Origin of the sequence: Mycobacterium sp. 1245805.9, assembly GCF_001672915.1 — a bacterium.
Classification (GTDB): Bacteria; Actinomycetota; Actinomycetes; order Mycobacteriales; family Mycobacteriaceae; genus Mycobacterium.
The window spans coordinates 1-25,260 of record NZ_LZKR01000150.1 but is presented as its reverse complement, the minus strand read 5'-3'; the positions used below and the strand labels follow the sequence as shown (position 1 = coordinate 25,260).

The 25,260-nt window shown below is 68.7% G+C and carries 23 protein-coding genes and 1 pseudogene; 14 read left to right on the top strand and 10 right to left on the bottom strand.

Annotated features, from left to right (window positions below):
• Positions 1-17: 17 nt before the first annotated feature.
• Entirely contained in the window at positions 18-761 is a 744-nt protein-coding gene (locus tag A9X00_RS20060) for a hemolysin III family protein (RefSeq protein WP_067157336.1), read from the bottom strand.
• 107 nt (positions 762-868) lie between these two features.
• On the opposite strand from A9X00_RS20060, the gene A9X00_RS20055 reads away from it, so the two are divergent.
• From A9X00_RS20055 to A9X00_RS20040, 4 genes are all read left to right on the top strand, one after another.
• On the top strand, positions 869-1,657 hold the full coding sequence (locus A9X00_RS20055; protein WP_067157333.1) for a (2Z,6E)-farnesyl diphosphate synthase: 789 nt from the start codon (positions 869-871) through the stop codon (positions 1,655-1,657).
• 19 nt (positions 1,658-1,676) lie between these two features.
• On the top strand, positions 1,677-3,056 hold the full coding sequence (locus tag A9X00_RS20050; RefSeq protein ID WP_067157330.1) for a hypothetical protein: 1,380 nt from the start codon (positions 1,677-1,679) through the stop codon (positions 3,054-3,056).
• A gap of 82 nt (positions 3,057-3,138) precedes the next feature.
• On the top strand, positions 3,139-4,224 hold the full coding sequence (locus A9X00_RS20045; RefSeq protein ID WP_067157327.1) for a methyltransferase: 1,086 nt from the start codon (positions 3,139-3,141) through the stop codon (positions 4,222-4,224).
• A 139-nt stretch (positions 4,225-4,363) separates the two neighbouring features.
• Positions 4,364-4,780, top strand: coding sequence for a hypothetical protein (locus tag A9X00_RS20040; protein WP_067157324.1), 417 nt, complete (start codon positions 4,364-4,366; stop codon positions 4,778-4,780).
• 20 nt (positions 4,781-4,800) lie between these two features.
• Here A9X00_RS20040 and coaA read toward each other — a convergent pair whose 3' ends face one another.
• Entirely contained in the window at positions 4,801-5,739 is a 939-nt protein-coding gene (gene coaA / locus A9X00_RS20035) for a type I pantothenate kinase (RefSeq protein ID WP_067157321.1), read from the bottom strand.
• 116 nt (positions 5,740-5,855) lie between these two features.
• Here coaA and glyA point away from each other — a divergent pair, with 116 nt between their 5' ends.
• The 5 genes from glyA to A9X00_RS20010 all read left to right on the top strand — a co-directional run bounded on the left by glyA (position 5,856) and on the right by A9X00_RS20010 (position 12,216).
• On the top strand, positions 5,856-7,136 hold the full coding sequence (glyA, locus tag A9X00_RS20030; protein WP_067157318.1) for a serine hydroxymethyltransferase: 1,281 nt from the start codon (positions 5,856-5,858) through the stop codon (positions 7,134-7,136).
• Positions 7,137-7,222: 86 nt separating this feature from the next.
• Positions 7,223-8,050 (top strand): acyl-ACP desaturase, encoded by an 828-nt coding sequence (locus tag A9X00_RS20025; RefSeq protein WP_067157316.1) that lies wholly within the window; start codon positions 7,223-7,225, stop codon positions 8,048-8,050.
• Positions 8,051-8,301: 251 nt separating this feature from the next.
• On the top strand, positions 8,302-9,603 hold the full coding sequence (locus tag A9X00_RS20020; RefSeq protein ID WP_067157365.1) for a PhoH family protein: 1,302 nt from the start codon (positions 8,302-8,304) through the stop codon (positions 9,601-9,603).
• A 151-nt stretch (positions 9,604-9,754) separates the two neighbouring features.
• Complete coding sequence (locus A9X00_RS20015) at positions 9,755-10,630, top strand: polysaccharide deacetylase family protein (RefSeq protein WP_067157313.1); 876 nt, start codon at positions 9,755-9,757, stop codon at positions 10,628-10,630.
• Positions 10,631-10,749: 119 nt separating this feature from the next.
• Positions 10,750-12,216: an adenylate/guanylate cyclase domain-containing protein gene (locus tag A9X00_RS20010; protein ID WP_067157362.1), complete on the top strand. Its 1,467-nt coding sequence runs from the start codon at positions 10,750-10,752 to the stop codon at positions 12,214-12,216.
• Here A9X00_RS20010 and A9X00_RS20005 read toward each other — a convergent pair.
• The 3 genes from A9X00_RS20005 to glpX are packed head-to-tail and all read right to left on the bottom strand — an operon-like array spanning position 12,188 to position 15,735.
• On the bottom strand, positions 12,188-13,225 hold the full coding sequence (locus A9X00_RS20005; protein WP_067157310.1) for a hypothetical protein: 1,038 nt from the start codon (positions 13,223-13,225) through the stop codon (positions 12,188-12,190). The two genes, A9X00_RS20010 and A9X00_RS20005, sit on opposite strands and share 29 nt — an antisense overlap.
• A 17-nt stretch (positions 13,226-13,242) precedes the next feature.
• The gene (locus tag A9X00_RS20000) at positions 13,243-14,649 is read right to left on the bottom strand and encodes a class II fumarate hydratase (protein WP_067157306.1); all 1,407 of its coding nucleotides are present in this window, start codon (positions 14,647-14,649) and stop codon (positions 13,243-13,245) included.
• A gap of 51 nt (positions 14,650-14,700) precedes the next feature.
• The gene (glpX, locus tag A9X00_RS19995) at positions 14,701-15,735 is read right to left on the bottom strand and encodes a class II fructose-bisphosphatase (RefSeq protein ID WP_197515216.1); all 1,035 of its coding nucleotides are present in this window, start codon (positions 15,733-15,735) and stop codon (positions 14,701-14,703) included.
• A gap of 56 nt (positions 15,736-15,791) precedes the next feature.
• On the opposite strand from glpX, the gene A9X00_RS19990 reads away from it, so the two are divergent.
• Genes A9X00_RS19990 through A9X00_RS19980 form a run of 3 tightly spaced genes read left to right on the top strand, consistent with a single transcriptional unit; the run spans position 15,792 to position 18,847 of the window.
• Positions 15,792-16,478, top strand: a complete 687-nt coding sequence (locus A9X00_RS19990) for a DUF4245 domain-containing protein (protein WP_067157303.1) — start codon at positions 15,792-15,794, stop codon at positions 16,476-16,478.
• A 20-nt stretch (positions 16,479-16,498) separates the two neighbouring features.
• Positions 16,499-17,296, top strand: a complete 798-nt coding sequence (locus tag A9X00_RS19985; protein ID WP_067157300.1) for a dienelactone hydrolase family protein — start codon at positions 16,499-16,501, stop codon at positions 17,294-17,296.
• 15 nt (positions 17,297-17,311) lie between these two features.
• Entirely contained in the window at positions 17,312-18,847 is a 1,536-nt protein-coding gene (locus A9X00_RS19980; RefSeq protein ID WP_067157297.1) for a carboxylesterase/lipase family protein, read from the top strand.
• Here the strand turns inward: A9X00_RS19980 and A9X00_RS19975 are convergent.
• Positions 18,844-19,974: an AI-2E family transporter gene (locus tag A9X00_RS19975; RefSeq protein ID WP_067157294.1), complete on the bottom strand. Its 1,131-nt coding sequence runs from the start codon at positions 19,972-19,974 to the stop codon at positions 18,844-18,846. The two genes, A9X00_RS19980 and A9X00_RS19975, sit on opposite strands and share 4 nt — an antisense overlap.
• Positions 19,975-20,079: 105 nt before the next feature.
• On the opposite strand from A9X00_RS19975, the gene A9X00_RS19970 reads away from it, so the two are divergent.
• Entirely contained in the window at positions 20,080-21,471 is a 1,392-nt protein-coding gene (locus A9X00_RS19970) for an adenylate/guanylate cyclase domain-containing protein (RefSeq protein ID WP_232006889.1), read from the top strand.
• Here A9X00_RS19970 and A9X00_RS19965 read toward each other — a convergent pair.
• From A9X00_RS19965 to A9X00_RS19950, 4 genes are all read right to left on the bottom strand, one after another.
• Positions 21,468-22,553, bottom strand: coding sequence for an NAD-dependent epimerase/dehydratase family protein (locus A9X00_RS19965; protein WP_067157287.1), 1,086 nt, complete (start codon positions 22,551-22,553; stop codon positions 21,468-21,470). The genes A9X00_RS19970 and A9X00_RS19965 overlap by 4 nt on opposite strands.
• A gap of 61 nt (positions 22,554-22,614) precedes the next feature.
• Entirely contained in the window at positions 22,615-22,851 is a 237-nt protein-coding gene (locus A9X00_RS19960) for an exodeoxyribonuclease VII small subunit (RefSeq protein ID WP_067157284.1), read from the bottom strand.
• Positions 22,841-24,091 carry an exodeoxyribonuclease VII large subunit gene (gene xseA, locus A9X00_RS19955; RefSeq protein WP_067157281.1) on the bottom strand — a complete coding sequence of 417 codons (1,251 nt, stop codon included), beginning with the start codon at positions 24,089-24,091 and terminating at the stop codon, positions 22,841-22,843. The genes A9X00_RS19960 and xseA overlap by 11 nt, the downstream gene beginning before the upstream one ends.
• Complete coding sequence (locus tag A9X00_RS19950; RefSeq protein WP_067157278.1) at positions 24,088-24,678, bottom strand: lipid droplet-associated protein; 591 nt, start codon at positions 24,676-24,678, stop codon at positions 24,088-24,090. The genes xseA and A9X00_RS19950 overlap by 4 nt, the downstream gene beginning before the upstream one ends.
• Positions 24,679-24,743: 65 nt before the next feature.
• Here A9X00_RS19950 and A9X00_RS19945 point away from each other — a divergent pair.
• Positions 24,744-25,260, top strand: a pseudogene (locus A9X00_RS19945) (4-hydroxy-3-methylbut-2-enyl diphosphate reductase); the annotation flags it as partial.

The following is a 25,260-nucleotide window of genomic DNA, read 5'->3' as shown; positions in this document are numbered from 1 at the left end:
GCGGGCGGGCAAGACCGTCAGCCGACGTAGAAGACCGCGAACCACATGGCGATGTAGTGCAGGATCGCCGCGATCGCGGTGAAGGCGTGGAAGAACTCGTGATACCCGAACGTCTTTGGCCACGGGTCCGGCCAGCGCAGCCCGTAGAGCAGCCCACCGATGCTGTAGAACGCGCCGCCGGTCGCGAGCAGCACCATCGCGGCCACCCCGGCGACGTGGATGATGGTCGGCGCGTACCAGACCGCGACCCAGCCCAGCAGCAGGTACAGCGGCACGCCCACCCAGCGCGGCGCCGTCGGCCAGCACACCTTCAGCACGACGCCGGCCAGCGCGCCGCCCCACACGATCCACAGCACGGTGCGCCCGTCGTCGGGCGGCATCGCCAGCATCGCGAACGGCGTGTAGCTGCCGGCGATGAACAGGAAGATCATCGAGTGGTCGAGCCGCTTCATCAGGTTGCGGCTCTTGGCGGATTTCCAGTTGACGCGGTGGTAGGTGGCGCTCACCGCGAACATCGCCACGGTGGCCAGGGCGTAGGCGAACGTGGTCAGCCCGGCGCGGGTGGAGGCCACCGCCCAGGACACCGACACCAGGCTCGCGCCGCAGACGATCGCCAGCCACGCCGAATAGAAGTGGATCCAGCCGCGCATGCGGGGCTTGGAAATGGCCTCGGCGGTCCCCTCGACGAGCTGTTCGACGGGATTGCTGGGCGCGATCGCCTCGGGCTCCGGGTTGGTGGGCGTGCTGGTTTTGGTGCTCATTACAGCCAACAGTAGCGGCGAACGATCACGACCCGGTGTTAGACGTGCGGTGGGGTTGCGCAAATCCACGGCGGAATTTGGTGTCGCTCACAGTAGGGTGGAGCTTCGTGGAGATCATCCCGCCGCGGCTGAAGGAGCCGTTGTACCGCGTCTACGAGCTGCGGCTGAGGCAGGGTCTGGCGGCCTCCAAGTCCGAACTTCCCCGGCACATCGCGGTGCTGTGCGACGGGAACCGGCGCTGGGCACGCAACGCGGGTTACGACGACGTCAGCTACGGCTACCGGATGGGTGCCGCGAAGATCGCCGAGATGCTGCGCTGGTGCCAAGAGGCCGGCATCGAGATGACGACGGTGTACCTGCTCTCCACCGAAAACCTGCAACGCGATCCCGACGAGTTGGCCGGCCTCATCGAGATCATCACCGACGTGGTCGAGGAGATCTGTGCCCCGGCCAATCGCTGGAGCGTGCGCACGGTCGGCGACCTCGGGCTGATCGGCGAGGAGCAGGCCCGCCGGCTGCGCGACGCGGTCGAGTCGACTCCGGCCGTCGCGCCGTTCCACGTCAACGTCGCGGTCGGCTACGGCGGCCGCCGGGAGATCGTCGACGCGGTGCGGGCGCTGCTGAGCAAGGAACTCGCCAACGGTGCCGGCGCGGAGGAGCTCATCGACGCGGTGACCGTCGACGGCATCTCCGAAAACCTTTACACCTCTGGGCAACCCGACCCCGATCTGGTGATCCGCACCTCGGGGGAGCAGCGGCTGTCGGGTTTTCTGCTGTGGCAGAGCGCCTATTCGGAGATGTGGTTCACCGAGGCGCACTGGCCCGCGTTCCGCCGCGTCGATTTTCTGCGTGCGCTGCGCGACTACAGCCAGCGGCATCGGAGGTACGGCAAGTAGGCCGTGCCAAACTGGATGCATGGCTGCGCTGTCGGCGGTGGTGTTCACGCTGAGCGGGTGGCTGGGGCTGTATCTGCTGGCCCGCGATCCGCGTAAGCCGGTGCTTGTGCTCGCGGCGGTCGGACTGTGTGGTTTCGCGCTGGTGGTGGCGCTGGACGCGATACGCACGGCGAGCGCCCCGCATCTCGCGCTGCTCGGCCGGTTCGAGATCTATCTGGCCGCCGTGCCCAGCGTGGCGTGGTTCGCGGTGCTCGTCGAGCTGTCGCGGCCGGGCGACCGCTGGCGGGCGCGCACCGGTGAGTTGCTGCTGGTCGGCGGCGTCGGCGCGCTCATCCTGCTGGGCGCGGGGCTGGCCGGCAGCGTCGAGGGGCCGCTGCGGCCGGGTCACCTGCTGATGATGGCGGTCATCTCGACGTCCACATTGGGGGCGATGGTCTTCGCGGTGCGCCGGCCCGCCCAGCCGACCTCGGTCGTCGGCGTCGTGGTCGTGGCGACGCTGTTCTTCGCGCTGGCCAACGCCATCCTGATCATCCCGTTGGGCATCGTGCCCAGCTGGCTGGCGCTGGCGTCGACGGGTTGTGACGTCCTGACGCTGGGCGTGGCGGTCGCGCTGTGGGACGCCTTCGACGAGGGCCAGGCGCTGCGCGCCGACATGCTGCGCTCGTTCGCCGGTTCGATGGCCGTGGCCGTGCTGTTCGGCGGCCAGGCGCTGATCGGCCTGGCCGTGACCCGGCGGGAGCCCACCGCGCAGACCGTGCTCACGGTGCTGCTGTTCACCACGCTCGCCATCGCGATCGCGGTACAGGTGCTGGCCGATCCGCTGGCCGGCGTGCTGGACCGGCTGGCGTTCTCCAGGTCGCCCACGCTGCGCGCCGACCGCGCCGCGTTGCGGCACACCGGCGCGGCGTTGCCGCTGCGCTCGGCCGATCCCCGCAAGGATCTTCGGCACATCGACGACGACACCTTCGCACGGCTCACCCGCCGCGCGCTGGGCCACTACGCCGACCTGACCAAGCTCGTCGCCAGCCCGCTGACCGCGTTGCCCGTGATCGACGAGCGGCTGGCCGCGCGCGGCGCTCCCGATCACCCCGTGGAGCGCGCCAACGAGCTCAAAGCCGTCCTCGCCGACGGCATCGCCCGGCTCAAACCCCGCGACGCGGGCGATTTCGGCACCACCGAGGAATGGCGGTACTACAACTCGCTGTACTTCCCGTACGTCGTCGGGGTGCGCGCGTACGCGCAGAACGCCACCGCCGCCGGCCTGGACCCCACCGCCCGGCAGGCCTGGCAGTGGCTGGTGACCGAGGTGCCGCAGCGGTCGCTGCACAACTGGCAAAACGCCGCCGCCCGGCTGATCGCCGCCGACCTGCGGGCGCGGGTGCCGGTCGCGAGCGACTAGCGCCAATCCCTCCCCCGAGAATCCGGCTGCGCGGGCCGCGGTGTCGAATATGCGGAGAGAGCACCGAAGTCAGGGAGGCAGTATGGCGTCGAGGGTTCCGCCGGTCAGAGTCGTGCGGGCGATCGAACTCGTCAGGCATCGAATCGCCCAACTGCACCGACGCCTTGTCCCGGCGCCAATCGCGGTGATGGAGATGGTCGTCGACGGATGGGCCGCCCAGGCCATCACCGCGGCCGCCGAGCTCGGCATCGCCGACGCGCTCGCCAAAGGACCCTTGTCGGCCGACGATCTCGCCGCGGCCGTCGGCGCCGCCGCCAACGCCCTGAGCCGACTGCTGCGGGCGCTGATCGCGCGCGGCATCTTTCGGCAACGTCGCGACGGCCGCTACGACCTCACCCCGCTCGCGGACGCGCTTCGCCGGGATGCGGAGGTATCGGTCGCCGGGTGGGCCCGCTGGCTGGGCTCGCCCCAGCACCGCGAGCACTGGAGCCACTTCACCGACGCGATCCGCACCGGCCGGGCCGTCATCCCCGAACTGCGCGGCAAGCCCACGTTCGAATACCTGGCCGGGGAGCCCGAACTCGGCGAAATTTTCAATCAGGCGATGACCAGTGGATCCGAACTCGCCATCGCACCGTTGATCGCCGGCTACGACTTCGGCAGGTTCGCGACCATCGCCGACGTCGGCGGTGGGCACGGCCGGCTACTGGCCGCCATCCTTGCCGCCGCTCCCCAGGCCCGCGGCATCCTCTTCGACCGGCCCGAGGTCGTGGCGGGCGCCCCGGCCACCCTCTCCGAGCACGGCGTCGACGACCGCGTCCGGATCGTCGAAGGCTCGTTTTTCGAGTCGGTACCCGAGGGCGGCGACGCTTACGTTCTCAAGAGCGTGATTCACGATTGGCCCGACGAGGAGGCCGTGCACATCCTCCGCAACGTGCGCGCCGCCGCTGGCGCCGGCAAGCACGTCCTGCTCGTCGAGCTCGTCATCCCCAAGCACAATCGTGAATTCGTGGGCAACTGGCTGGACCTGGAAATGCTGATGGCGCTGGACGCCCGTGAGCGGACCGCCGCCGAATACCGCCAACTGCTAAACCGGGCCGGCTTCGAAATGACGCGGGTGGTCGAAACGGCATCGCCGTTCAGTGTGGTCGAGGGGCGGGCAATTTAGGACAACTGGGAATAGCGGGAATAAACGGCTGGTCTTTGTATCCGTGGCAGCAGTTGGCAGCGCCACGAGTCGATCTGGCAGTGCTCTAGCGGCACGCTCAAACCAGTTCGACCCCCTCGCCATCGCTAGGAGTGATCACATGACCGCCATTTCTGGTCTTCCCACCCGACCCCTGTACGACTCGACCGACTCGCTGCTGCGTTTCGCCATGCGCGCGGACGCCACGTTGACGGGTATCTGCGGCTTGGCCGTCGCCTTTTTCGCCGACCCGATTTCGTCGCTGACCGGCCTCACGTCGGGCCAGGGGTACGCGATGGGCGCATTCTTCGTGCTTTCCGGCCTCGTCGTGTTCACCCTCGCGGCGGTGCCGGACCTGCGCCGCGTCGGGATCGGCATCATCGTGGCAAATGTCGTCTTCACGCTGGCTGCGATCGCGGCCGCCGAAGCCGTGCCCATGCTGACCGCAGCCGGGGTGGCCGCCACGCTGGCCACGGGCCTCTACACCGCGGCGTTCGCCGGGCTGCAGTACCTGGGCGTGCGTCGCCTCCCGACGTAGTCCCCCGACCGGGCCCCGCGCTACAGCTTGCGCAGGCGCAGCCGATTGATGGAGTGATCGGCGTCCTTGCGCAACACCAGGGTGGCGCGGGGCCGGGTCGGCAGGATGTTCTCGACCAGGTTGGGCCGGTTGATCGACCGCCAGATCTCGCGCGCGGCCGCGACCGCCTTGGTGTCGTTGAGTGCTGAATAGTGGTGGAAGTGCGACTCGGGGTCGGCGAACGCCGTGCCGCGCAGCGACAGGAACCGCGACACGTACCACTGCTCGATGTCTTCGATCCGGGCGTCGACATACAGCGAGAAGTCGAACAGGTCCGACACCATCAGTGTCGGCCCGGTCTGCAGGACGTTGAGGCCCTCGAGGATCAAGATGTCGGGGTGGCGGACTACGTGCTTGGCCCCCGGGATGACGTCGTACTTCAGGTGCGAATACACCGGCGCGCACGCATAGTCCGAACCGGATTTGACCGACGTCACGAACCGCATCAGCGCCCTGCGGTTGTAGCTTTCCGGAAACCCCTTGCGATGCATCAGGTTTCGCCGGTCCAGCTCGGCGTTCGGGTACAGGAAGCCGTCCGTGGTCACCAGGTCCACCCGGGGGTGGTGATCCCAGCGGGCCAGCAGCGCCTGCAGCACGCGGGCCGTCGTCGACTTGCCGACGGCCACGCTTCCCGCCACCCCGATGATGAACGGCACCGGCCGGTCCGGGTTCTGTTGGGGTTCCCCGAGGAATTCCGCCGTCGCGGCGAACAGCCGCTGGCGCGCGGCCACCTGAAGGTGGATCAGCCGGGCCAGCGGCAGGTAAACCTCTTCGACCTCCAGCAGGTCGATCTGCTCGCCGAGACCGCGCAGCCCGACCAGTTCCTCTTCGGTGAGGGCCAGCGGCGTGGACATGCGAAGCGCACGCCATTGTTTTCGGTCGAACTCCACATAAGGGCTCGGCTCGCTAGGCCGCGGCATAGTGCTCAAGTGTGGCAGGGGCGGACGCGCGCCCGACGGCTGGGCTGGCGATAAGCGCGCTGGATAGACTGGCGCCCGTGACTGCCGCACCCGACGCCCGTACCTCCTCCACCGTGATGTCGGCCCCGCTCGCCGAGGTCGACCCCGACATCGCCGAGCTGCTGGACAAGGAGCTGCACCGGCAACGCGACACGCTGGAGATGATCGCCTCCGAGAACTTCGTGCCCCGCTCGGTGCTGCAGGCCCAGGGCAGCGTGCTGACCAACAAGTACGCCGAGGGATTGCCCGGCCGGCGCTACTACGGCGGCTGCGAGCACGTCGACGTCGTCGAGAACATCGCCCGCGACCGGGCCAAGGCGTTGTTCGGCGCCGAGTTCGCCAACGTCCAGCCGCATTCCGGCGCGCAGGCCAACGCCGCCGTGCTGCACGCCCTGATGTCACCCGGGGAACACCTGCTGGGCCTGGACCTGGCCAACGGCGGCCACCTCACCCACGGGATGAAGCTGAACTTCTCCGGGAAGCTGTACGAGGCCGGCTTCTACGGCGTGGACCCGAAGACGCATCTGGTCGACATGGACGTCGTGCGGGCCAGGGCGGTCGAGTTCCGCCCCAAGGTGATCATCGCCGGCTGGTCGGCCTACCCGCGCATCCTCGACTTCGCCGCGTTCCGCTCGATCGCCGACGAGGTAGACGCCAAGCTGTGGGTGGACATGGCACACTTCGCCGGGCTCGTCGCAGCCGGCCTGCACCCGACGCCGGTGCCGCACGCGGACGTGGTGTCCACGACCGTGCACAAGACCCTCGGCGGCGCCCGTTCCGGCATGATCCTGGGCAAGCAGGAGTACGCCAAGGCCATCAACTCGGCGGTGTTCCCCGGCCAGCAGGGCGGGCCGCTGATGCACGTCATCGCGGGCAAGGCGGTCGCGCTCAAGATCGCCACCACCCCCGAGTTCGCCGACCGCCAGCAGCGCACGCTGTCCGGGGCGCGCATCGTCGCCGACCGGTTGCTGGCCGCCGACGTCGCCAAGGCCGGCGTCTCGGTGGTCAGCGGCGGCACCGACGTGCACCTGGTGCTGGTGGACCTGCGCGACTCGCCGCTCGACGGCAAGGCCGCCGAGGACCTGCTGCACGAGATCGGCATCACCGTGAACCGCAACGCGGTCCCGAACGACCCCCGGCCGCCGATGGTGACGTCGGGCCTGCGGGTGGGCACGCCCGCGCTGGCCACCCGCGGCTTCGGGGACGCCGAATTCACCGAGGTCGCCGACATCATCGCCACCGCGCTGGCGGCGGGTACGTCCGCCGACGTGTCGGCGCTGCGGCAGCGGGTGACGCGGCTGGCCCGGGAGTTCCCGCTCTACGAGGGCCTGGAGGACTGGACGCTCGTCGACCGCTGACCGCCTGAGGGGACCAAAGTCACCATTCGGCGGCGACACACCCCAACAATTTCACCGAACCTGTACCTCCGAGTTACAGTAACCGCATGGCACAGAAACCTGTTCCTAACACGCTGACCCTCGAACTCGAGCCCGTCGTCGAGCGGCTCATGGACCACCACCTCAACACCGAGGACCTGTGGTTCGCCCACGACTACGTGCCCTTCGACCAGGGCGAGAACTTCGCGTTCCTGGGCGGGCGCGACTGGGATCCGTCGCAGACCACGCTGCCCAGGAGCATCACCGACGCCTGCGAGATCCTGCTGCTGCTCAAGGACAATCTCGCCGGCCACCACCGCGAGCTCGTCGAGCACTTCATCCTCGAGGAGTGGTGGGGCCGCTGGCTGGGCCGGTGGACCGCCGAGGAGCACCTGCATGCCATCGCGCTGCGCGAGTACCTGGTGGTGACCCGGGAGGTCGACCCGACCGCCAACGAGGAGGCCCGCGTCCAGTACGTGATGAAGGGCTACCGCGCCGACACCTACTCGCAGGTCGAAACGCTGGTCTACATGGCGCTCACCGAGCGCACGCACGCCGTATTCTGCCGCAACCTGGCGGCGCAGATCGAGGAGCCGGTGCTGGCCGGCCTCATCGACCGGATCCGCAGGGACGAAGAGCGCCACGAGCACATGTTCGCCAGCCTCGTCGCGCACTGCCTCTCCTACATCCGCGACGAGACCATCGCCGCCATCGCCGCGCGGTCGGCGGACCTGCAGACGGTGGGCGCCGACATCGACGCCTACGCGGACAAGGTGCAGGCCGTCGCCGACGCCGGCATCTTCACGCCGCAGGACCTACGTCAGGCGGTCTCCGACCGCATCACCGAATGGGGTGTGGCGGGCGAGCCGGCGCTGCGGCAATTCGTCCTCAGTTAAACCGACCTTCACCCGAACCGGCCGCGCCTCGCGGCCGGTTTTTGGTGTCGCCGTGTCGGTCTCGGCGCGCCTGCGCGGCGCCGAAGCGGCCACGAGAGTAGCGTCGTTCCCGATGGCCAGCGACAAGATCTGCTGCCAGGGCGGCACCTCCCGTCACGAGAAGGGCAGGACCGGCCCCGGTCCTGGTGCTGCGGCTCCCGCCGACATGCCTGTGCGGGTCCGCGCGGGCTTACCCGCTCGAGGAGCGCTTCGTGACCGATCTCCGGACCTATGTGCTCGACACCTCCGTGCTGCTGTCCGACCCCTGGGCGTGCAGCCGGTTCGCCGAACACGAGGTGGTGGTTCCGCTGGTGGTGATCAGCGAACTGGAGGCCAAACGCCACCACCACGAACTGGGCTGGTTCGCCCGTCAGGCGTTGCGCCTGTTCGATGATCTTCGGCTCGAGCACGGGCGGCTGGATCAGCCGATTTCCGTTGGGACACAAGGCGGCACGCTTCACGTCGAACTGAATCACACCGACCCGTCGGTGCTGCCCGCCGGCTTTCGCACCGACAGCAACGACTCGCGGATCCTGAGCTGCGCCGCCAACCTCGCCGCCGAGGGCAAGCGAGTTACGTTGGTAAGCAAGGATATTCCGCTGCGGGTGAAGGCCGCCGCGGTAGGCCTGGCCGCCGACGAGTACCACGCGCAGGACGTCATCGTCTCCGGTTGGTCCGGAATGCAGGAGATCGAGACCGGCGCCGACGACATCGACGCGCTCTACGCCGATGGTGAGATCGACCTGGTCGAGGCCAGGGACCTGCCCTGCCACACCGGGATTCGGCTGTTGGGCGGCAGCTCTCACGCACTCGGGCGGGTCAACGCGGCCAAACGCGTGCAGCTCGTTCGCGGGGACCGCGAGGTGTTCGGGCTGCGCGGGCGTTCTGCCGAGCAGCGCGTGGCGCTGGACCTGCTGCTGGACGAGTCGGTGGGCATCGTGTCGCTGGGCGGCAAGGCCGGCACCGGCAAGTCGGCGCTGGCGTTGTGCGCGGGCCTCGAGGCGGTGCTCGAACGGCGCACCCACCGCAAGGTGGTGGTGTTCCGTCCGCTGTACGCGGTCGGCGGCCAGGAGCTGGGCTACCTGCCCGGCAGCGAGAGCGAAAAGATGGGCCCGTGGGCGCAGGCCGTCTTCGACACGCTCGAGGGGCTGGCCAGCCCGGCCGTGCTCGAGGAGGTGCTGTCCCGGGGCATGCTCGAGGTGCTGCCGCTGACCCACATCCGGGGCCGCTCCCTGCACGACTCGTTCGTCATCGTCGACGAGGCGCAGTCGCTGGAGCGCAACGTGCTGCTGACCGTGCTGTCCCGGTTGGGCACCGGATCGCGGGTGGTGCTGACCCACGACATCGCTCAGCGCGACAACCTGCGCGTCGGCCGCCACGACGGGGTCGCGGCGGTGATCGAGAAGCTCAAGGGCCACCCGTTGTTCGCCCACATCACGCTGCTGCGCAGCGAGCGCTCGCCGATCGCCGCGCTGGTCACCGAGATGCTCGAGGAGATCGCCGGACCGCATTAGCGGTGTCTAGGGCATTGAGTGTGAGTCCTTGGCTTTGAGCGTGCCGCCAGGGCGGAAAAATCGCACGGATCCCGTCCTGGGGTAACACTGAAAGCCCCCAGAGCACACTCGGCGCTGAGGTCGCGCCCTCGACGTTCGGTAGGCTTTCTACGTGCCGAAACGACCCGACAGCCAGGCCTGGCGCTATTGGCGGACGGTGTTGGGCGTCGTGGCGGCCGCGGCGGTCCTGGTGATCGGCGCCCTCACCGGTCACGTGACGCGGGCCGACAACCTCAGCTGCTCGGTCGTCAAGTGCGTGGCGTTCACGTTCGACGACGGGCCGGGGCCGTACACCGATCGGCTGCTGCAGATCCTGAAGGACGCCGACGCCAAGGCCACGTTCTTCCTGATCGGCAACAAGGTCGCCGCCAACCCGGCGGGGGCCAAGCGCGTCGCCGACGCCGGCATGGAGGTCGGCAACCACACCTGGGAACACCCCAACATGACCACCATCCCGCCGGAGGACATCGCGGGCCAGTTCTCCCGGAGCAACGACGCGATCACCGCCGCGACCGGCCGCGCCCCGTCGCTGTGGCGTCCCGCCGGCGGGCTGTCCAACGACGCGGTGCGCCAGACCGCGGGCAAGTTCGGGCTGGCCGAAATCCTTTGGGATGTCATCCCTTTCGATTGGATCAACGACTCCAACACGGCCGCGACGCGGTACATGCTGATGACGTACATCAAGCCCGGCTCCGTGGTGCTGTTCCATGACACCTACTCGAGCACCGTCGACCTGGTGTACCAGTTCATCCCGGTGCTCAAGGCCAACGGCTACCGCCTGGTGACGGTCAGCGAGTTGCTGGGGCCGCGGGCGCCGGGCAGCAGTTACGGCGGCCGCGAAAACGGGCCCCCGGCCAACCAATTGCACGACATTCCGCCCAGCGAGATCCCGGCCCTGCCCAACACGCCCTCGCCCAAGCCGATGCCCAACTTCCCGATCACCGACATCCCGAACCAGAACTCGGGAGGCCCGACCGACGGCGCCTAGAAGGCTTTGGGCGCACCCGCGGCTATTTTTAGAGGGTGATCAGGCTGGGCTGGCTTCGGGCGCCGGCGGCGGGACGGCGAAAATCCGCTCGCAGGCTCACGATTGAATACGTGAGCGCCCTGGCGCTTGCCTACGTCATCGCCGTCCTCGACACGGCCGCCATCCTGATCCCCCTGAGGGGGCGCACATCCGTGGCGGCCAACGCCGACTTCGCGGAGAAGAACACCGCGGTGGTGATGGTCCTCGTCGCGCTGGGCATCGTTGGCGTGACGGTGGGCGGCGCGCTGAACCTGGCTCCCTCGTTGCGCTGGTATGTAGCCGGGGACGCGCCAAGCCAGGAGCAACGCGCAGCGGCGATGAAAATGCCCGGCCGCCAGTCGGTGATCCTGCTGTTGGCCTGGGGTGCGGCCGGGGCGTTTTTCGTGCTGCGCAATCTCGCCGGCGGGCCCCAGATTCTGCTGCCCATAGCGCTCGGAACGCTGGTTGGTGGGCTGGCCGCCGCCGGCACGGGGATGCTGCTCGGGCAACGCACGCTGCGCCCGATCATGGGCGCGGCCACTCTGGGGTCCGAGCCGCGGTTGGCGGTACCCGGTGTGTTCGCCCGGCTGGTCCTGCTGTGGTTCATGTGCAGCGCGCTTCCCGTCGGGGTGATCGCGACACTGGTGGTGCTTCGCTCGTACGGCTGGCTGATCGAGAAGTCGGCCGCGTTGGACGTGCCCATCCTGGTGGTGGCGCTGGCGGCGCTGCTGCTCGGGTTGCCGACGATGATCCTGACGTCGCGATCCATTTCCGATCCGCTGAGCGAGGTCGTCGACGCGATGGCCGAGGTCGAACACGGTCACATCGGAACCCAGGTGGGCGCCTACGAGCGTTCCCAAATCGGGCGTCTGCAAACGGGATTCAACCGGATGGTCGCGGGCCTGGCCGAGCGGGACCGGGTGCGGGACCTGTTCGGGCGCCACGTCGGCTCGGAGGTCGCGCAGCGCGCCATTCAAGAGGGCGCGTCGCTGTCCGGCGACGTGGTCGAGGCGGGGGTCCTCTTCATCGACCTGGTCGGCTCGACGCAGCTCGCGGAAAGCCTTCCCCCGCAAGAGGTTGCCGAGGTGCTCAACGACTTCTTCCGGATCGTGGTCGACGCCGTCGACGAACACAACGGGCTGATCAACAAATTCGCCGGCGACGCCGCACTTGCCGTCTTCGGTGCCCCGCTGCGGACGGCGCAGCCGGCGTCGGCGGCGCTGGCGACGGCGCGGTCGTTGGCCACCCAGCTGCGCCGGCTGCCCGTTGTCGATTTCGGCATCGGCGTCTCGGCCGGCCGGGTGTTCGCCGGCAACGTCGGCGCCGAAAACCGCTACGAATACACGGTAATCGGCGATGCGGTCAACGAGGCCGCGCGGCTGGCCGACCTCGCCAAAACCGCCGACCGGCGAATCCTGTGTTCGGCGGCGGCGATCGAGCGGGCCGATGACGCCGAGTGCGCGCACTGGGCCGAGTGCTATTCGACCGTGCTGCGCGGGCGCTCGGAGGCCACCCACGTGTCGGCGCCGGCGGGCCCGGCTACTTCTTCACCTTCAGAGCCGCGATGACGCCGTTCATCACGCCCGCCGAACCCGCATCGCCGATCGGCGTCGCGCCCATGAAGACGGTGACCGGCTTGGTGTCCACCGCGATGATGACCACGGAGTCGCCCTTGACGTTGCGCGCGGGGTCGGCGATCGTGATGTCCGCGTCGACGCGGGCGGCCTTGACGCCGTCGACCGTGATCGACGACTTCTTCAGCGGCCCGAGCGTCGGCGTCGCGTTCGCATACCCGGGCCCGTTGGCCACGCAGTCCATCAGCTTCGCCGCCTGCGCGGCGACGTCCATGCTGGTGACGAAGTTGGTGACGGCAACCTCGGCCTGCATCATCCACTGATTGGCGCCGGGCACCTCCTGGCCGACGCCGACGGCGCCGATCAGGTTCGGGCTTTGGTCGTCCGAGAACCCCATCCAGCCGGGCGCCGCGTTGGCCGGGAACGACAGCTTGCCCGCGCTGATCGTGTCGCCGGTGGGCTTGTCGCCGCCGGACACGTTGGGCGTGCAGCCGGTCGCCGTCTGCTGGTTGTTCGGCGACGACGACGGCGCGCTCGTCGAGGACGGGACGGACGGATTGGTCGAGGGCCCCGCCCTGTTCGGCTTGCTTCCGCTGTTGAGCCCGATCACCAGGAGCACCACCAGCACGATGACGCCGAGCACCGCGACACCGGCGAGGATCAGCCACGGCGCCTTGGAGCGCGGCCCGGGCGGCGGGCCGGGCGGGTACGGCCCGCCGGGCGGGTACGGCCCGCCGGGCCAGCCCGGCGGGACCTGCTGGCCGGGTGGGGGGAACTGCTGCGGCGGGTACGGGCCCGCCGCGTACGGACCACCCGGCGCGGGGTAGGGGTAACCGCCGCCCGGCGGCAGGCCACCGGGCGGAGGGCCACCCGGCGGCGGACCGGCCGGTGGCGGGCCACCCTGCGGCGGGCCGCCCCAATAGGGGCCCTGCCCATAGGGATTCGCGCCGTACGGATCCTGACCGTAGGGGCTGCCGGGGGGACCGCCGGGGGGATTTGTCATCGCCGAACCGCTCTCATCTAGTCCTCCGGCTTCACCTTGGCCATCGCCAACACGTCGAGGCGGCGGTCCAACTCTTCCAGCGACAGCTTGTCACCGATCAGCCCGCGATCGATGACCGTCTGTCGGATGGTCTTGCGCTCCTTGAGCGCCTGTTTGGCCACCGCGGCGGCCTCCTCGTAGCCGATGGCCGAGTTCAGCGGCGTCACGATCGACGGCGACGATTCGGCCAGCTCGCGCAGGTGCTCGACGTTCGCCTTGAGTCCGACGATGCAGCGCTCCGCGAACAGCCGCGAAACGTTGGTCAGCAGCTTGAAGGACTCCAGGATGTTGCGGGCCATCATCGGGATGTAGACGTTGAGCTCAAAGGCGCCGGACAACCCGCCGACCGCGACCGCGGCGTCGTTGCCGATGACCTGCGCGGCGACCTGCGTAACCGCCTCCGGCAGAACGGGATTCACCTTGCCCGGCATGATCGAGCTGCCCGGCTGCAGGTCCGGCAGCTGGATCTCGGCCAGGCCGGTCAGCGGTCCCGATCCCATCCAGCGCACGTCGTTGGCGATCTTGGTCAACGACACCGCGATGGTGCGCAGCGCGCCCGAGGCCTCGACCAGCCCGTCGCGGGCGGCCTGCGCCTCGAAAGAGTTGACCGCCGGGCGCAATTCGCTCAGGCCGGTGGAAGCGACCAGCGTCTCGACCACCTTGACCCCGAACCCGTCCGGTGCGTTCAGGCCGGTGCCCACCGCGGTGCCCCCGATCGCGAGCTCACCCAGCCGCGGCAACGTGGCCCGGACCCGTTCGATCCCGGCCTCGATCTGGCGGGCGTACCCGCTGAACTCCTGGCCGAGTGTCACCGGGACGGCGTCCATCAGGTGCGTGCGGCCCGACTTGACCACCGTCTGCCACTCGCGCGCCTTGCTCGCCAGCGCGTCGTGCAGCACCTCGAGGGCGGGGATGAGGTGGCGCACCGCGGCCTCGGTGGCCGCGATGTGGGTGGCGGTCGGGAAGGTGTCGTTGGACGACTGCGACATGTTGACGTCGTCGTTGGGGTGCACCGTCACCCCGTTGGCGGCGGCGATGCTGGCGATCACCTCGTTGGTGTTCATGTTCGAGCTTGTGCCCGAACCGGTTTGGAAGACGTCGATGGGGAACTGGTCGTCGTGGCGGCCGTCGGCGATCTCGCCCGCCGCGGCGATGATCGCGTCGGCCTTCTCCGGCGCCAGCAGCCCGAGGTCCTTGTTCACCTGCGCGCAGGCGCCCTTCAGCAGGCCCAGCGCGCGGATCTGGGTGCGCTCCAGGCCGCGGCCCGAGATCGGGAAGTTCTCCACCGCCCGCTGAGTTTGCGCGCGCCACAGGGCTTTTGCGGGCACCCGAACCTCGCCCATGGTGTCGTGCTCGATGCGGTACTCGGCATCCTCAGTTGCCATAGATTGGTCTTCCTCGTTTCGTTTCGTTTCGGGTCGGGTCGGGTCGGGTTGTCAGGGCAGGGGATAGGCGGCGGAGCTGTCGCCGGTGAAGTCGATCGCCGAGTACTCGTTGAGCTTGGACAGCCGGTGATACGCCTCGATCAGGCGCACCGTGCCCGACTTCGAGCGCATCACGATCGACTGGGTGGTGCAGCCGCCGGGGTAGTACCGGACGCCCTTGAGCAGGTCACCCTCGGTCACCCCGGTCGCGCAGAAGAAGACGTTGTCGCCGGACACCAGGTCCTCGGTGGTCAGTATCTGGTCCAGGTCGTAGCCGGCATCCAGCGCCTTGCGGCGCTCGGCCTCGTCCTTGGGAGCCAACTGCGCCTGGATCGCACCGCCCATGCAGCGGATCGCCGCCGCGGCGATGATGCCCTCCGGCGTGCCGCCGATGCCGGCCAGCATGTCGGTGCCCGACTCGGGCCGGCACGCGGAGATGGCGCCGGCGACGTCGCCGTCGGTGATCAGCCGGATCCGGGCCCCGGTGGCCCGGACGTCTTCGATGAGTTGCGCGTGCCGCGGCCGGTCCAGGATGCACACCGTCATGTCGCGCACCGACAGGGCCTTGACCTTGGCGACGGCCTTGATGTTCTCGGCGATCGGGGCGGTGATGTCCAGCACGTTGGCGGCCTCGGGCCCGACGGCGATCTTGTTCATGTAGAAGACCGCCGACGGGTCGAACATCGCGCCGCGGTCGGCCACCGCCAGCACGGAGATGGCGTTGGGCATGCCCTTGCTCATCAACGTGGTGCCGTCCACCGGGTCGACGGCGAAGTCGCACTCCGGCCCGTCGCCGTTGCCGACCTCCTCGCCGTTGTAGAGCATCGGCGCCTGGTCCTTCTCGCCCTCGCCGATCACCACCACGCCGCGCATGGACACCGTGTTGACCAGCTCGCGGATGGCGTCGACGGCCGCGCCGTCGCCGCCCTCCTTGTCGCCGCGGCCCACCCAGCGACCGGCCGCCATGGCACCGGCCTCGGTGACCCGGACCAGCTCCATCGCCAGGTTGCGGTCGGGGGCTTCGCGGCGTTGGGGGCGATCGCTCATGGTTGCAGATTGTCCCAGAAGCGGATCGGTCTGCGGGAACTGGGATACTCGGCCTCATGACCGACGAGCCGCAGCCGAACGCCGAGCTAGGCGAGCCGGCGCCGGCGCCCAAACCGGCGAAGCCCCGGTTGCTGCAGGACGGTCGCGATATGTTCTGGTCGCTGGCGCCGCTGGTCATCGGCTGCATCCTGCTGGCCGGCCTGGTCGGTATGTGCTCGTTTCAGCCGGTGGGGACGAACAAGGGCGCGATCCCGTCCTACGACGCGGCGGCGGCGTTGCGGGCGGACGCCCAGGCGCTGGGCTTTCCGATTCGGCTGCCCCAGTTACCCGCCGGGTGGCACGCCAACTCGGGCGGTCGCGGCGGCATCGACAACGGCCGGACCGATCCCTCGACGGGTCAGCGGCTGCACGCGGCCACCTCGACCGTGGGCTACATCGGCCCGACGGGCATGTACCTGGGCCTGACCCAGAGCAACGCCGACGAGGACAAGCTCGTCGCATCGATCCATCCGTCGGCGTATCCGACCGGGACGGTCGACGTCGGCGGCGTCAACTGGGTCGTCTACCACGGCAGCGCGCAGGGCGCGCAAGCAGAGGGAGCCAGCGAGCCGGTGTGGACCACCAGGCTGACCGGCCCGGCCGGCGCCACCCAGATCGCGATAACCGGTGCCGGCAGCCCCGACGAATTCCGTACGCTGGCCTCGGCGACGCAAGCGGCGTCGCCTTTGCCGAGCCTTCAATAGGCTCTGAAAGAAGGCATCGCGTGACCGCACCCGAAGCAGACTTGTCCGGATGGTCGGTGGCACCGTTCACCGGTGGCGGCTACACCCACGACGTCTACCGCAAGGGCACCGGCCCGGGGGTGGTGCTGATCCCGGAGATCCCCGGCATCCACCCAGCCGTGCTGGGCCTCGGTAATCACCTGGTGGACAACGGCTTCGCCGTTGCCATGCCATCGCTTTTCGGTGTTCCGGGCAAACCGAAGACGCTCGGCTACATCATCGGCACTATCACCCGAGCCTGTGTCGCAAAGGAATTCGCGGCGTTCGCCACCAACAAGGAGCGGCCGGTGTCGTTGTTCCTGCGTGCGCTCGCCCGCGACCTCAACGCGTCCACGCCGGGCAAGGGCGTCGGCGTCATCGGCCAGTGCTTCACCGGGGGCTTCGCGCTGGCCGCCGCCGTCGACGACAGCGTCTTGGCCCCGGTGCTTTCCCAGCCGTCGGTGCCGATGCCGCTGGGCCGCAGGCGACGCGCCGACACAGGGTTGAGCGAGTCCGAGATGACCACCGTGGCCGACCGCTGCGCCAACGACGGCCTGTGCGCGATGGGTTTGCGCTTCAGCGAGGACAACATCGTGCCGCGGGAACGGTTCGCGGCGCTCAAGGCGCGACTCGGCGACGCGTTCGAGGTCATCGAAATCGACTCTCGCCCAGGCAACGAAGGCGGCTTCGGCAAGATGGCGCACTCGGTGCTGACCGACGAGGTCCGCGAAGTTGACGGTCAACCCGCTTACGAGGCGCGCAAACGGGTAGTCGAATTCCTAACCGAGCGGCTTAGTTAGGGAAGTTCGAGAGCGATGGCGACCGACACCCGCGTGGTCGAAACCACCCACGGCCCGATCCGCGGCGCCGACGACGGTGACGTCCGGAGCTGGAAGGGCATCCGCTACGCCGCGCCGCCCGTCGGCGACCTGCGCTTCCGGCGCCCGGAGCCCCCGAAGCGGTGGTCCGAGGTCGCCGACGCCACGTCCTACGGCCCGGCCTGCCCGCAACCCACGTTCCCCAACATGCCCCTCGATCTCGGTGCGCCGCAGGGCGAGGACTGCCTGTGCCTGAACGTGTTCGCCCCGGCAGGCACCGCGGCCGGCGACGCCAAGCCGGTGCTGGTGTGGCTGCACGGCGGCGCCTACGTGCTGGGCTCGGCCAGCCAGGCGCTCTACGAGGGCCACCGGTTGGTCAGCAGCGGTGACGTCGTCGTGGTGACGGTCAACTATCGGCTTGGGGCGCTGGGCTTTCTCGACCTGTCGTCGTTCAACACCGCGCGGCGCCGCTTCGACTCGAACATCGGGCTGCACGACGTGCTGGCCGCATTGCGCTGGGTGCGTGACAACATCGCGGGGTTCGGCGGTGATCCCCAACGGGTCACGCTGTTCGGCGAATCCGCCGGCGCGGGGATCGTCACCACGCTGCTGGCCGCCCCGGCGGCCGAGGGCCTGTTCGCGGGCGCGATCGCCCAGAGTTCGCCGGCCACATCCGTGTACGACCGTGACCGGGCCGAGCGCGTCGCCGTGAGCTTCCTCGACAAGCTGGGAACCGACCCTGAGGCGTTGCCCGACGCGCCGATCGCGGCGATCCTGGCCGCGTCGCAACAGGTGTTCGACGAAGTGCCCGTGCGCAATCCAGGCCTGCTCGCGTTCGTCCCGATCGTCGACGGCGAGCTGCTGCACGACTACCCGGTCAAGCTGGCGCAGCAGGGCCGCACCCACCCGGTGCCGTTGATCATCGGCACCAACAAGCATGAGGCGGCCCTGTTCCGGCTGATGCGCTCGCCGCTGATGCCGATCACCCCGCGCGCGATCACGTCGATGTTCACCCAGATCGCCGCCGAACAACCCGACCTGCAATTGCCCACCCAGGACCAGATCGTGTCCGCCTACTCCGGATTGCGGCGCAAGGCAAGGTATTTGAGCATCGCCACCGACGTCGGCTTCCGGATGCCGTCGGTGTGGCTGGCCGAAGGGCACTCCCACGTGGCCCCGGTGTATCTGTACCGGTTCGACTACTCCACCCCGCTGCTGAGACTGCTGCTGGTCAACGCCGCCCACGCCACCGAATTGCCTTACGTCTGGGGGAATCTCGGGGCGCCGAAGGACCCGACCCTGAAGCTCGGCGGCGCCAAGACCGCCAAGGCGGTCTCGAAGCGGGTGCGCACCAGGTGGGTCAACTTCGCCACCCACGGGAAACCCGAGGGCCCGGCCGGCGAGCCGGACTGGACGGCCTACCAGGAGGCGGATCGCGCGTGCCTGCTCATCGACAAGCGCGACACGATCGTCAACGACGTCGACGCGCCCATAAGGGCCGCCTGGGGCACCGAGATGGTGAGCTTCCGCTAAGTCCTTGTGTTCGCCCTGCGCCAGGGAAACCAATTGCGGCGCACGGGTTCCTCGTCGTCCAGGTCGAGTTCGACGCCCTTGTACACCGCGAGGTAGACGTCGACGGTGGTGACGATGAGGATCATCAGCACCGGGCCGATGACGATGCCCCAGGGACTGAACATGGCGATGCCCGCGAACACCGATAGCAGCATGAGCGCCGGATTCAGCCGCGCGTCGCGCGGAACGAGGATGGGACGCAGGAAGTTGTCGATGTTCGTGACCACGATGAGGTGCCACAAGACGACGAAGGCGCCGCCGGCGATGTTGCCGAAGAAGATCATCCCGATGCCGAACGGGATCGTTACGATCCCGCCGCCCAGCGGAATGATGGACAGCGCGGTCAGCACCACCGCGAAAATGAAGAAACCGTGGTGAAAGCCGGCGATGTAGATGGATGCGGCGCCGGCAACACCCTGACACAGCGCGATGACGAACTGGCCACTGACAGTGCCGCGCACCATCGCTCCGGCCTTCCTCAAGTACAGGTCCGTGACCTCGTCGCCGAGCGGGTTGAGCTGGCCGATCAAGGTTCGCACCTTCTCGCGATGCACCAGCAACGCCATGAACACGTACAGAAAGATGATGGCGTACGTGACGGCGCCGGCGATGCCGCCGACGGCGCCCTGCAGGAAATGCAGGAGCCATTCACCGACGTTGCGTCCCACGGTGACCATCGCCTTCTTCAGCGTTTCAGCGGTTACCGTGGTGTGCGCGAAGGGAACCCGGGACAGCAGGTCGTTGACCGCATGCAGGACCCTGTCGCCGAGCCCGCTCAGGTCGGTCGTCCTGACCCACCCGGCGATGCTGTCGACCATCCGCGAGATCTGAACAAACGCCAGGACCACCAGGAGCCCGAGTGGAACGATGACGACGGCCAGCGCCGCCAACAGGGTGCAGGTCGCCGACAGGCCGGTGCCCAGACGCTTGTTGAACCAGTTGAACAGCGGTGTGAACAAATACGCCCCGACCGCTGCCACCACGATGAGCACGAAGTAGTTGCGCAAGAAGTACGCACCGAACAACAGGGCGATCACCGTGACTACCGCGAGGGCGCGCTTTTGCGTGAGCGTGAATTCGGTGTCCATCCGAAACCGGCCCTCCGCGTCGTCGCTGCTGAGCTGAACCTTAACGCCGGGCGGGGCTTCTCGTCAGCATCCCGGCTACCGCGGCGCACGCGGAAAGAAAGCGCGATGGCCGATGCGCTGACGCCAACGCCTCGGCGATGCCAAGATGTCGGTATGGCCGACCGACGGGTTCGCTACGCACGCAACGGCTCCGTGCGGCTGGCGTACCGCGAGTTCGGCGAGGGTGACACCACGCTCGTGTGGAACCCCGGTTGGTTCAGCAACGTCGAGCTTGTGGACGAACCGGCAAGTCCGCTTACCGCAGTGGTCGAACAGCTGGCGGAGATCACCCGGCTCATCGTGTGGGACAAACGCGGCACCGGCCTCTCCGATCCGGCCGCCCATGTCCCCCCGCTGGACGAGCGAATGGATGACCTCCACGCAGTTCTCGACGCCGCAAACGTCGAACGCCCGGCACTTTTTGGGATGTCCGAGGGTGGCCCGATGAGCCTTTTGTTCGCGGCGACGCACCCCGAGCGCGTCCATTCGTTGGTGATGTACGGCGTTTCGGCGCGGTTTTCTCAGGAGCTGCCGGATTGGCCCTGGGGATTTACCGCCAAAGAGAAAGCCCGCCATCTGGAAGCGATCGAAAGTCACTGGGGCGAGGGCGCGCTGGCCGAGCTGTTCTTCGGCGACTTCGCCGACATACCGGGATTTCGCGAGCTCTACGGCCGGTATCAACGGGTGAGCGCGAGCCCCATGATGGCCGCATGGCTGTGGCAGGCACTGCTGGAGATCGATGTCCGCGCCATTCTGGGCTCCATCCGCGCGCCGACGCTAGTCTTGGCGAGGCCCAGCGATCGAATTTCCCCATTAGAAGGCGCGACGGCGTTGGCGGCCGCCATTCCCGGGGCCGAATTCAAGACACTGCCCGAGGGGCCGCACTCTCTGGTGGACGAGATGGTGGGTGCGGCGATCCTCGACTTCGTCTGCGACACATCGGGTGTCGCCGTCGACGAACGAGTGGTCAAGACGGTGCTGTTCACCGACATCGTCAGTTCCACAGAACTGCTCAGCGCTCGTGGCGATGCGCAGTGGCGTCGCCAGCTCGATGCGCATGACAAAGCCGTCGACTGGCTGGTGGAGAAATACGGCGGCCGCCGCGAGAAGCACACGGGAGACGGGGTTTTCGCGCTTTTCGACGGGCCGACCAAGGCCGCTCGCTGCGCGTTGGAAATGGTGCCGGCCCTCGCCACCCGAGGCATCCGCATCCGAGCGGGTGTGCACACCGGTGAATGTCAGCGACGCGGCGATGAGTGGAGCGGCCTGGCAGTGCACACGGGCGCTCGGATCGGCGCGTTGGCGGGCCCGGGTGAGGTATTGGCCAGCCGCACCGTCCGCGATCTGTCCGCCGGCTCGGGCCTGACCTTCGAAAGCGTTGGGCCACAACGCCTCAAAGGCCTGCCCGAAGAGGTCGACGTCTACCGGCTCACCGCACCGGCAGGCGGCCCAAGCTAGTTCCTCCCGCCCGCCGCGGCCTGACTTTTCATCTGCTGGAACAGATCCACGTAGTACGGCAGGCATTCGGACATGGCCTTGTCGGTGGTGAACAACGGCTCGTATCCGAGGTCGCGCCGCGCCTTGTCGATCGAGAAGTAGTTGTCCAGGTACAACCGCTCGATGGCCAGCGGTTCCAGCAGCGGCGCCGGTATCCCGAACCGGAAATACAGCCGCTGCCAGCCGCTCATCGCCGCGCGCACCATCGGGCCGTTCACGCGCATCCGGGGCCAGTTGACGCCGCACGCCTCCACCACGGGCCGGGCGAATTCGAACATGTTGATCGGCTCGGCGTCGTTGATGAAGTACGCCTGACCGGGCGCCGTCCCGCCGGGGACCAGATGCTGCGCGGCCAGGATGAAACCGTGAATCAGGTTGTGCACGTAGGAGTTGTCCAACCGGGCGGACTTGCGGCCGATCAGCACCTTGACGTGCCCGGCGATCACACTTTCGAACAGCCTGCGGAACATCGTCTGATCGCCGCGTCCCCAGATGCCGCTGGGCCGGATCGCGCACGTCAGCATGTCGCCAACACCGTTCTGCGCCAACACAAACCGCTCGGCGACCACCTTCGTCTCGGTGTAGAGGTCGTTGAACCTGTTGGTGTAGGGCAGCGTCTCGTCGCCGCCGGCGATGTTCTGCCCGCCCATCACCACGCTGTTGGACGAGGTGTAGACGAACCGCTGCACCCCGGCGCGCTGCCCGGCGTGCACCAGGTTCTCCGTGCCGCCGACGTTGACGGCGAAGCTGCGCTGACGGTATTCGTCGCTGACCGACGCGCCGCCCATCAGCTCGATGAGCGCGGCGGTGTGAAACACCGTGTCGATGCCGTCGACCGCGGCGGCGCAGACGCCCGCGTCGGTGATGTCGCCCTGCAGCACCTCCAGCTTGGGATGCGCTGGAAGCGGCGAGGGGGCGCGGTCGAAGGAACGCACCTGGTATCCGCGGTCGAGCAGGCTGGTCACCAGGTTCGCGCCGACAAACCCCGAGCCGCCGGTGACCAGGACGCGGCCCAGTTCGGTCGTCAGTGATGCATCACCCATTCGGAAAGCATAACTGAAACGTGTTCCATTTTGAGCAAAAGTTTCGCGGGCCGGCTTACTGTCAGCCCTCGTCGGGCTCGCCGGCCGCGAGCGCATCCTCGATTCGCTTGTGGGCTCCAGCTAAGTGCTCTTCGCACCTTTTGGCCAGTTGCTCGCCCCTTTCCCACAGCTGCAGCGATGCGTCCAGGTCCAGCCCGCCCTGCTCGAGCAGCCGCACCACTTCGATCAGCTCGTCCCGGCAAGCTTCATAGCCAAGCTGACTAATGGGAGTAATTGGCTCATTGTTCTCAGCGACCATCGGTCAGCCCCTCGCTTACCGCCGCCACGGCGCCGGCGGCCACCCGGACCCGCAGCCGCGTGCCCGCCGGCGCGTCGTCGACCGAACGCAGCACGGCCGCGGGTCCCACGTCGGGAACGGTCTGCACGACGGCATAGCCCCGGGCCAGGGTGGCGGCGGGGCCCAGCGTGGCCAGCCGCGCGCCGAGGTGACCGACGCGGTCGGTCTCGGCGGCGACCAGCCGCCTGATGTCGCGGCGCACCGCCGAGCGGGCGCGGTGGATCTCGTCGGCGCGGGCGGTCAGCGCCGTCAGGGGTTCGGCCAGCACCGGGCGGCTGCGCAACTGGGTCAGCGCGCGCTGTTCCCGGGCAACCCAGTTGCGCAGGGCCTGCGCGCTGCGCCGGCGCAGGTCGTCGACCAGCCGCTGCTCGGCGGCGGTGTCGGGCACCACCTTCTTGGCGGCGTCGGTGGGGGTGGCCGCGCGCAGGTCGGCGACCAGATCGCACAGCGGGTTGTCGGGTTCGTGCCCGATCGCGCTGATCACCGGGGTGCGGCAGGCGGCAATTGCGCGGCACAGGGTTTCGTCGGAGAACGGCAGCAGGTCCTCGACGGTGCCGCCGCCGCGGGCCAGCACGATCACGTCCACGTCCTGGTCGCGGTCGAGTTCGGCCAGCGCCTCGACGATCTGCGCGACCGCGTTCGGCCCCTGCACGGCGGTGTTGCGCACCGCGAAACGCACCCCGGGCCAGCGGGCGCCGGCCACGGTCGTCACGTCGTGTTCGGCGGCGCTCGCGCGGCCGGTGATCAGCCCGATCATGTTGGGCAGGAAGGGGATTGGTCGCTTGAGCCGGGGGTCGAAGAGCCCTTCGGCGTCGAGCAGCCTGCGCAGCCGGTCGATGCGGGCCAGCAGCTCGCCGATGCCGACCGCGCGAATCTCGCTGAGCCGCAACGAGAATGTGCCCCGGCCGGTGTAGAACGACGGCTTGCCGCACACCACCACCTGGGTGCCCTCGGCGAGTTTCACCGGCGCGTTTGCCACCAGGTCACGCGAACACGTCACGGTCAGCGACATGTCGGCGGCCGGGTCGCGCAGCACCATGAACACCGTCTTGGCGTCGGGGCGCATCGTGACCTGGGCCAGCTGCCCCTCGACCCAGACGATGCCCAGCTTGTCGATCCAGCCCGCGACGCGCACCGCCACCGCGCGCACCGGAAAGGGGTTCTCCGCGGAGTTGGGTTCGGGATTGGCCGCTCGGGTCACTTCGCGTTCGCGCGGGTGATCCTGTTGGCGAGGAGCGTCTGGAACGGCGCCCGCGCCTTGGTGGCCTGTTCGTAGGCCAGCAGGGCCTCGAGCTCGTCGATGCTCAGCGACTGCAGCCTGGCGCGCAGCTGGGCCAGCGTCAGCGTCGGGTAGTCGAGTTCGGCCGCCACCGCCGGCTGCGTGACGGTCGATTTCGCCGCCGGCTTCGTCGATTGTTTCGCGGGTTTGACCAGCGCGCTGGCGTCCTCGTGCGCGTCGGCCACCGAGTACAGCGCGAACCGGCCCTCGGCCCGCCGGTCGGTTTCCTCGCCCTCGGCCGTCGGAGCACCGTCGTCGTCGGGCAGGTCCTCGTCGAAGGTCGCCCACTCCGGTTTCTCGTCCTTGGGCGGAAAAATCGACTCCAGGGTGCTGTCGCCCTTGATCACCAGCTCGGCGAGGTTCTGCTGAAATCGCATCACAATGTGCGCCGCCGTGCTGGCCAGCGTCATGGGGTACATCAGGATGGTTTTCGGCAGCTTCATGGTCTCCTCGACAGCGACTGTCGCCGCGCCGACTATCAGCCGAACTCCGTACGGTGCAGTGGCCATGGGTCCAAGACTGCCTCAACCGGCGGCCAAGTCCAAGCCGACCGCCGGCCGGTACCCTGAATGTCATGCCGCCGACTGTTGACATGGGAATTCCCGGCTCTGTGGGACCAGCCAGCACGGTAGCCGACGACCCAACCCGCAAGAGGGTGCTCCTGGCGGAGCCGCGTGGCTACTGCGCGGGGGTGGACCGGGCCGTCGAGACGGTCGAGCGCGCCCTGGAGAAGCACGGCGCTCCGGTCTACGTGCGCCACGAGATCGTGCACAACCGGCACGTCGTCGACACCCTGAAGAAGGCCGGCGCCGTTTTCGTCCAGGAGACCGACGAGGTCCCCGAGGGCGCCATCGTGGTGTTCTCCGCGCACGGCGTCGCGCCGACCGTCTACGCCGCGGCCGCCGAACGCAACCTGCAGACCATCGACGCCACCTGCCCCCTGGTCACGAAGGTGCACAACGAGGCCCGGCGCTTCGCCCGGGACGACTACGACATTCTGCTCATCGGCCACCAGGGGCACGAGGAGGTCATCGGGACCGCCGGCGAGGCGCCCGAGCACGTGCAGCTGGTCGACGGCGTGGCCGCGGTGG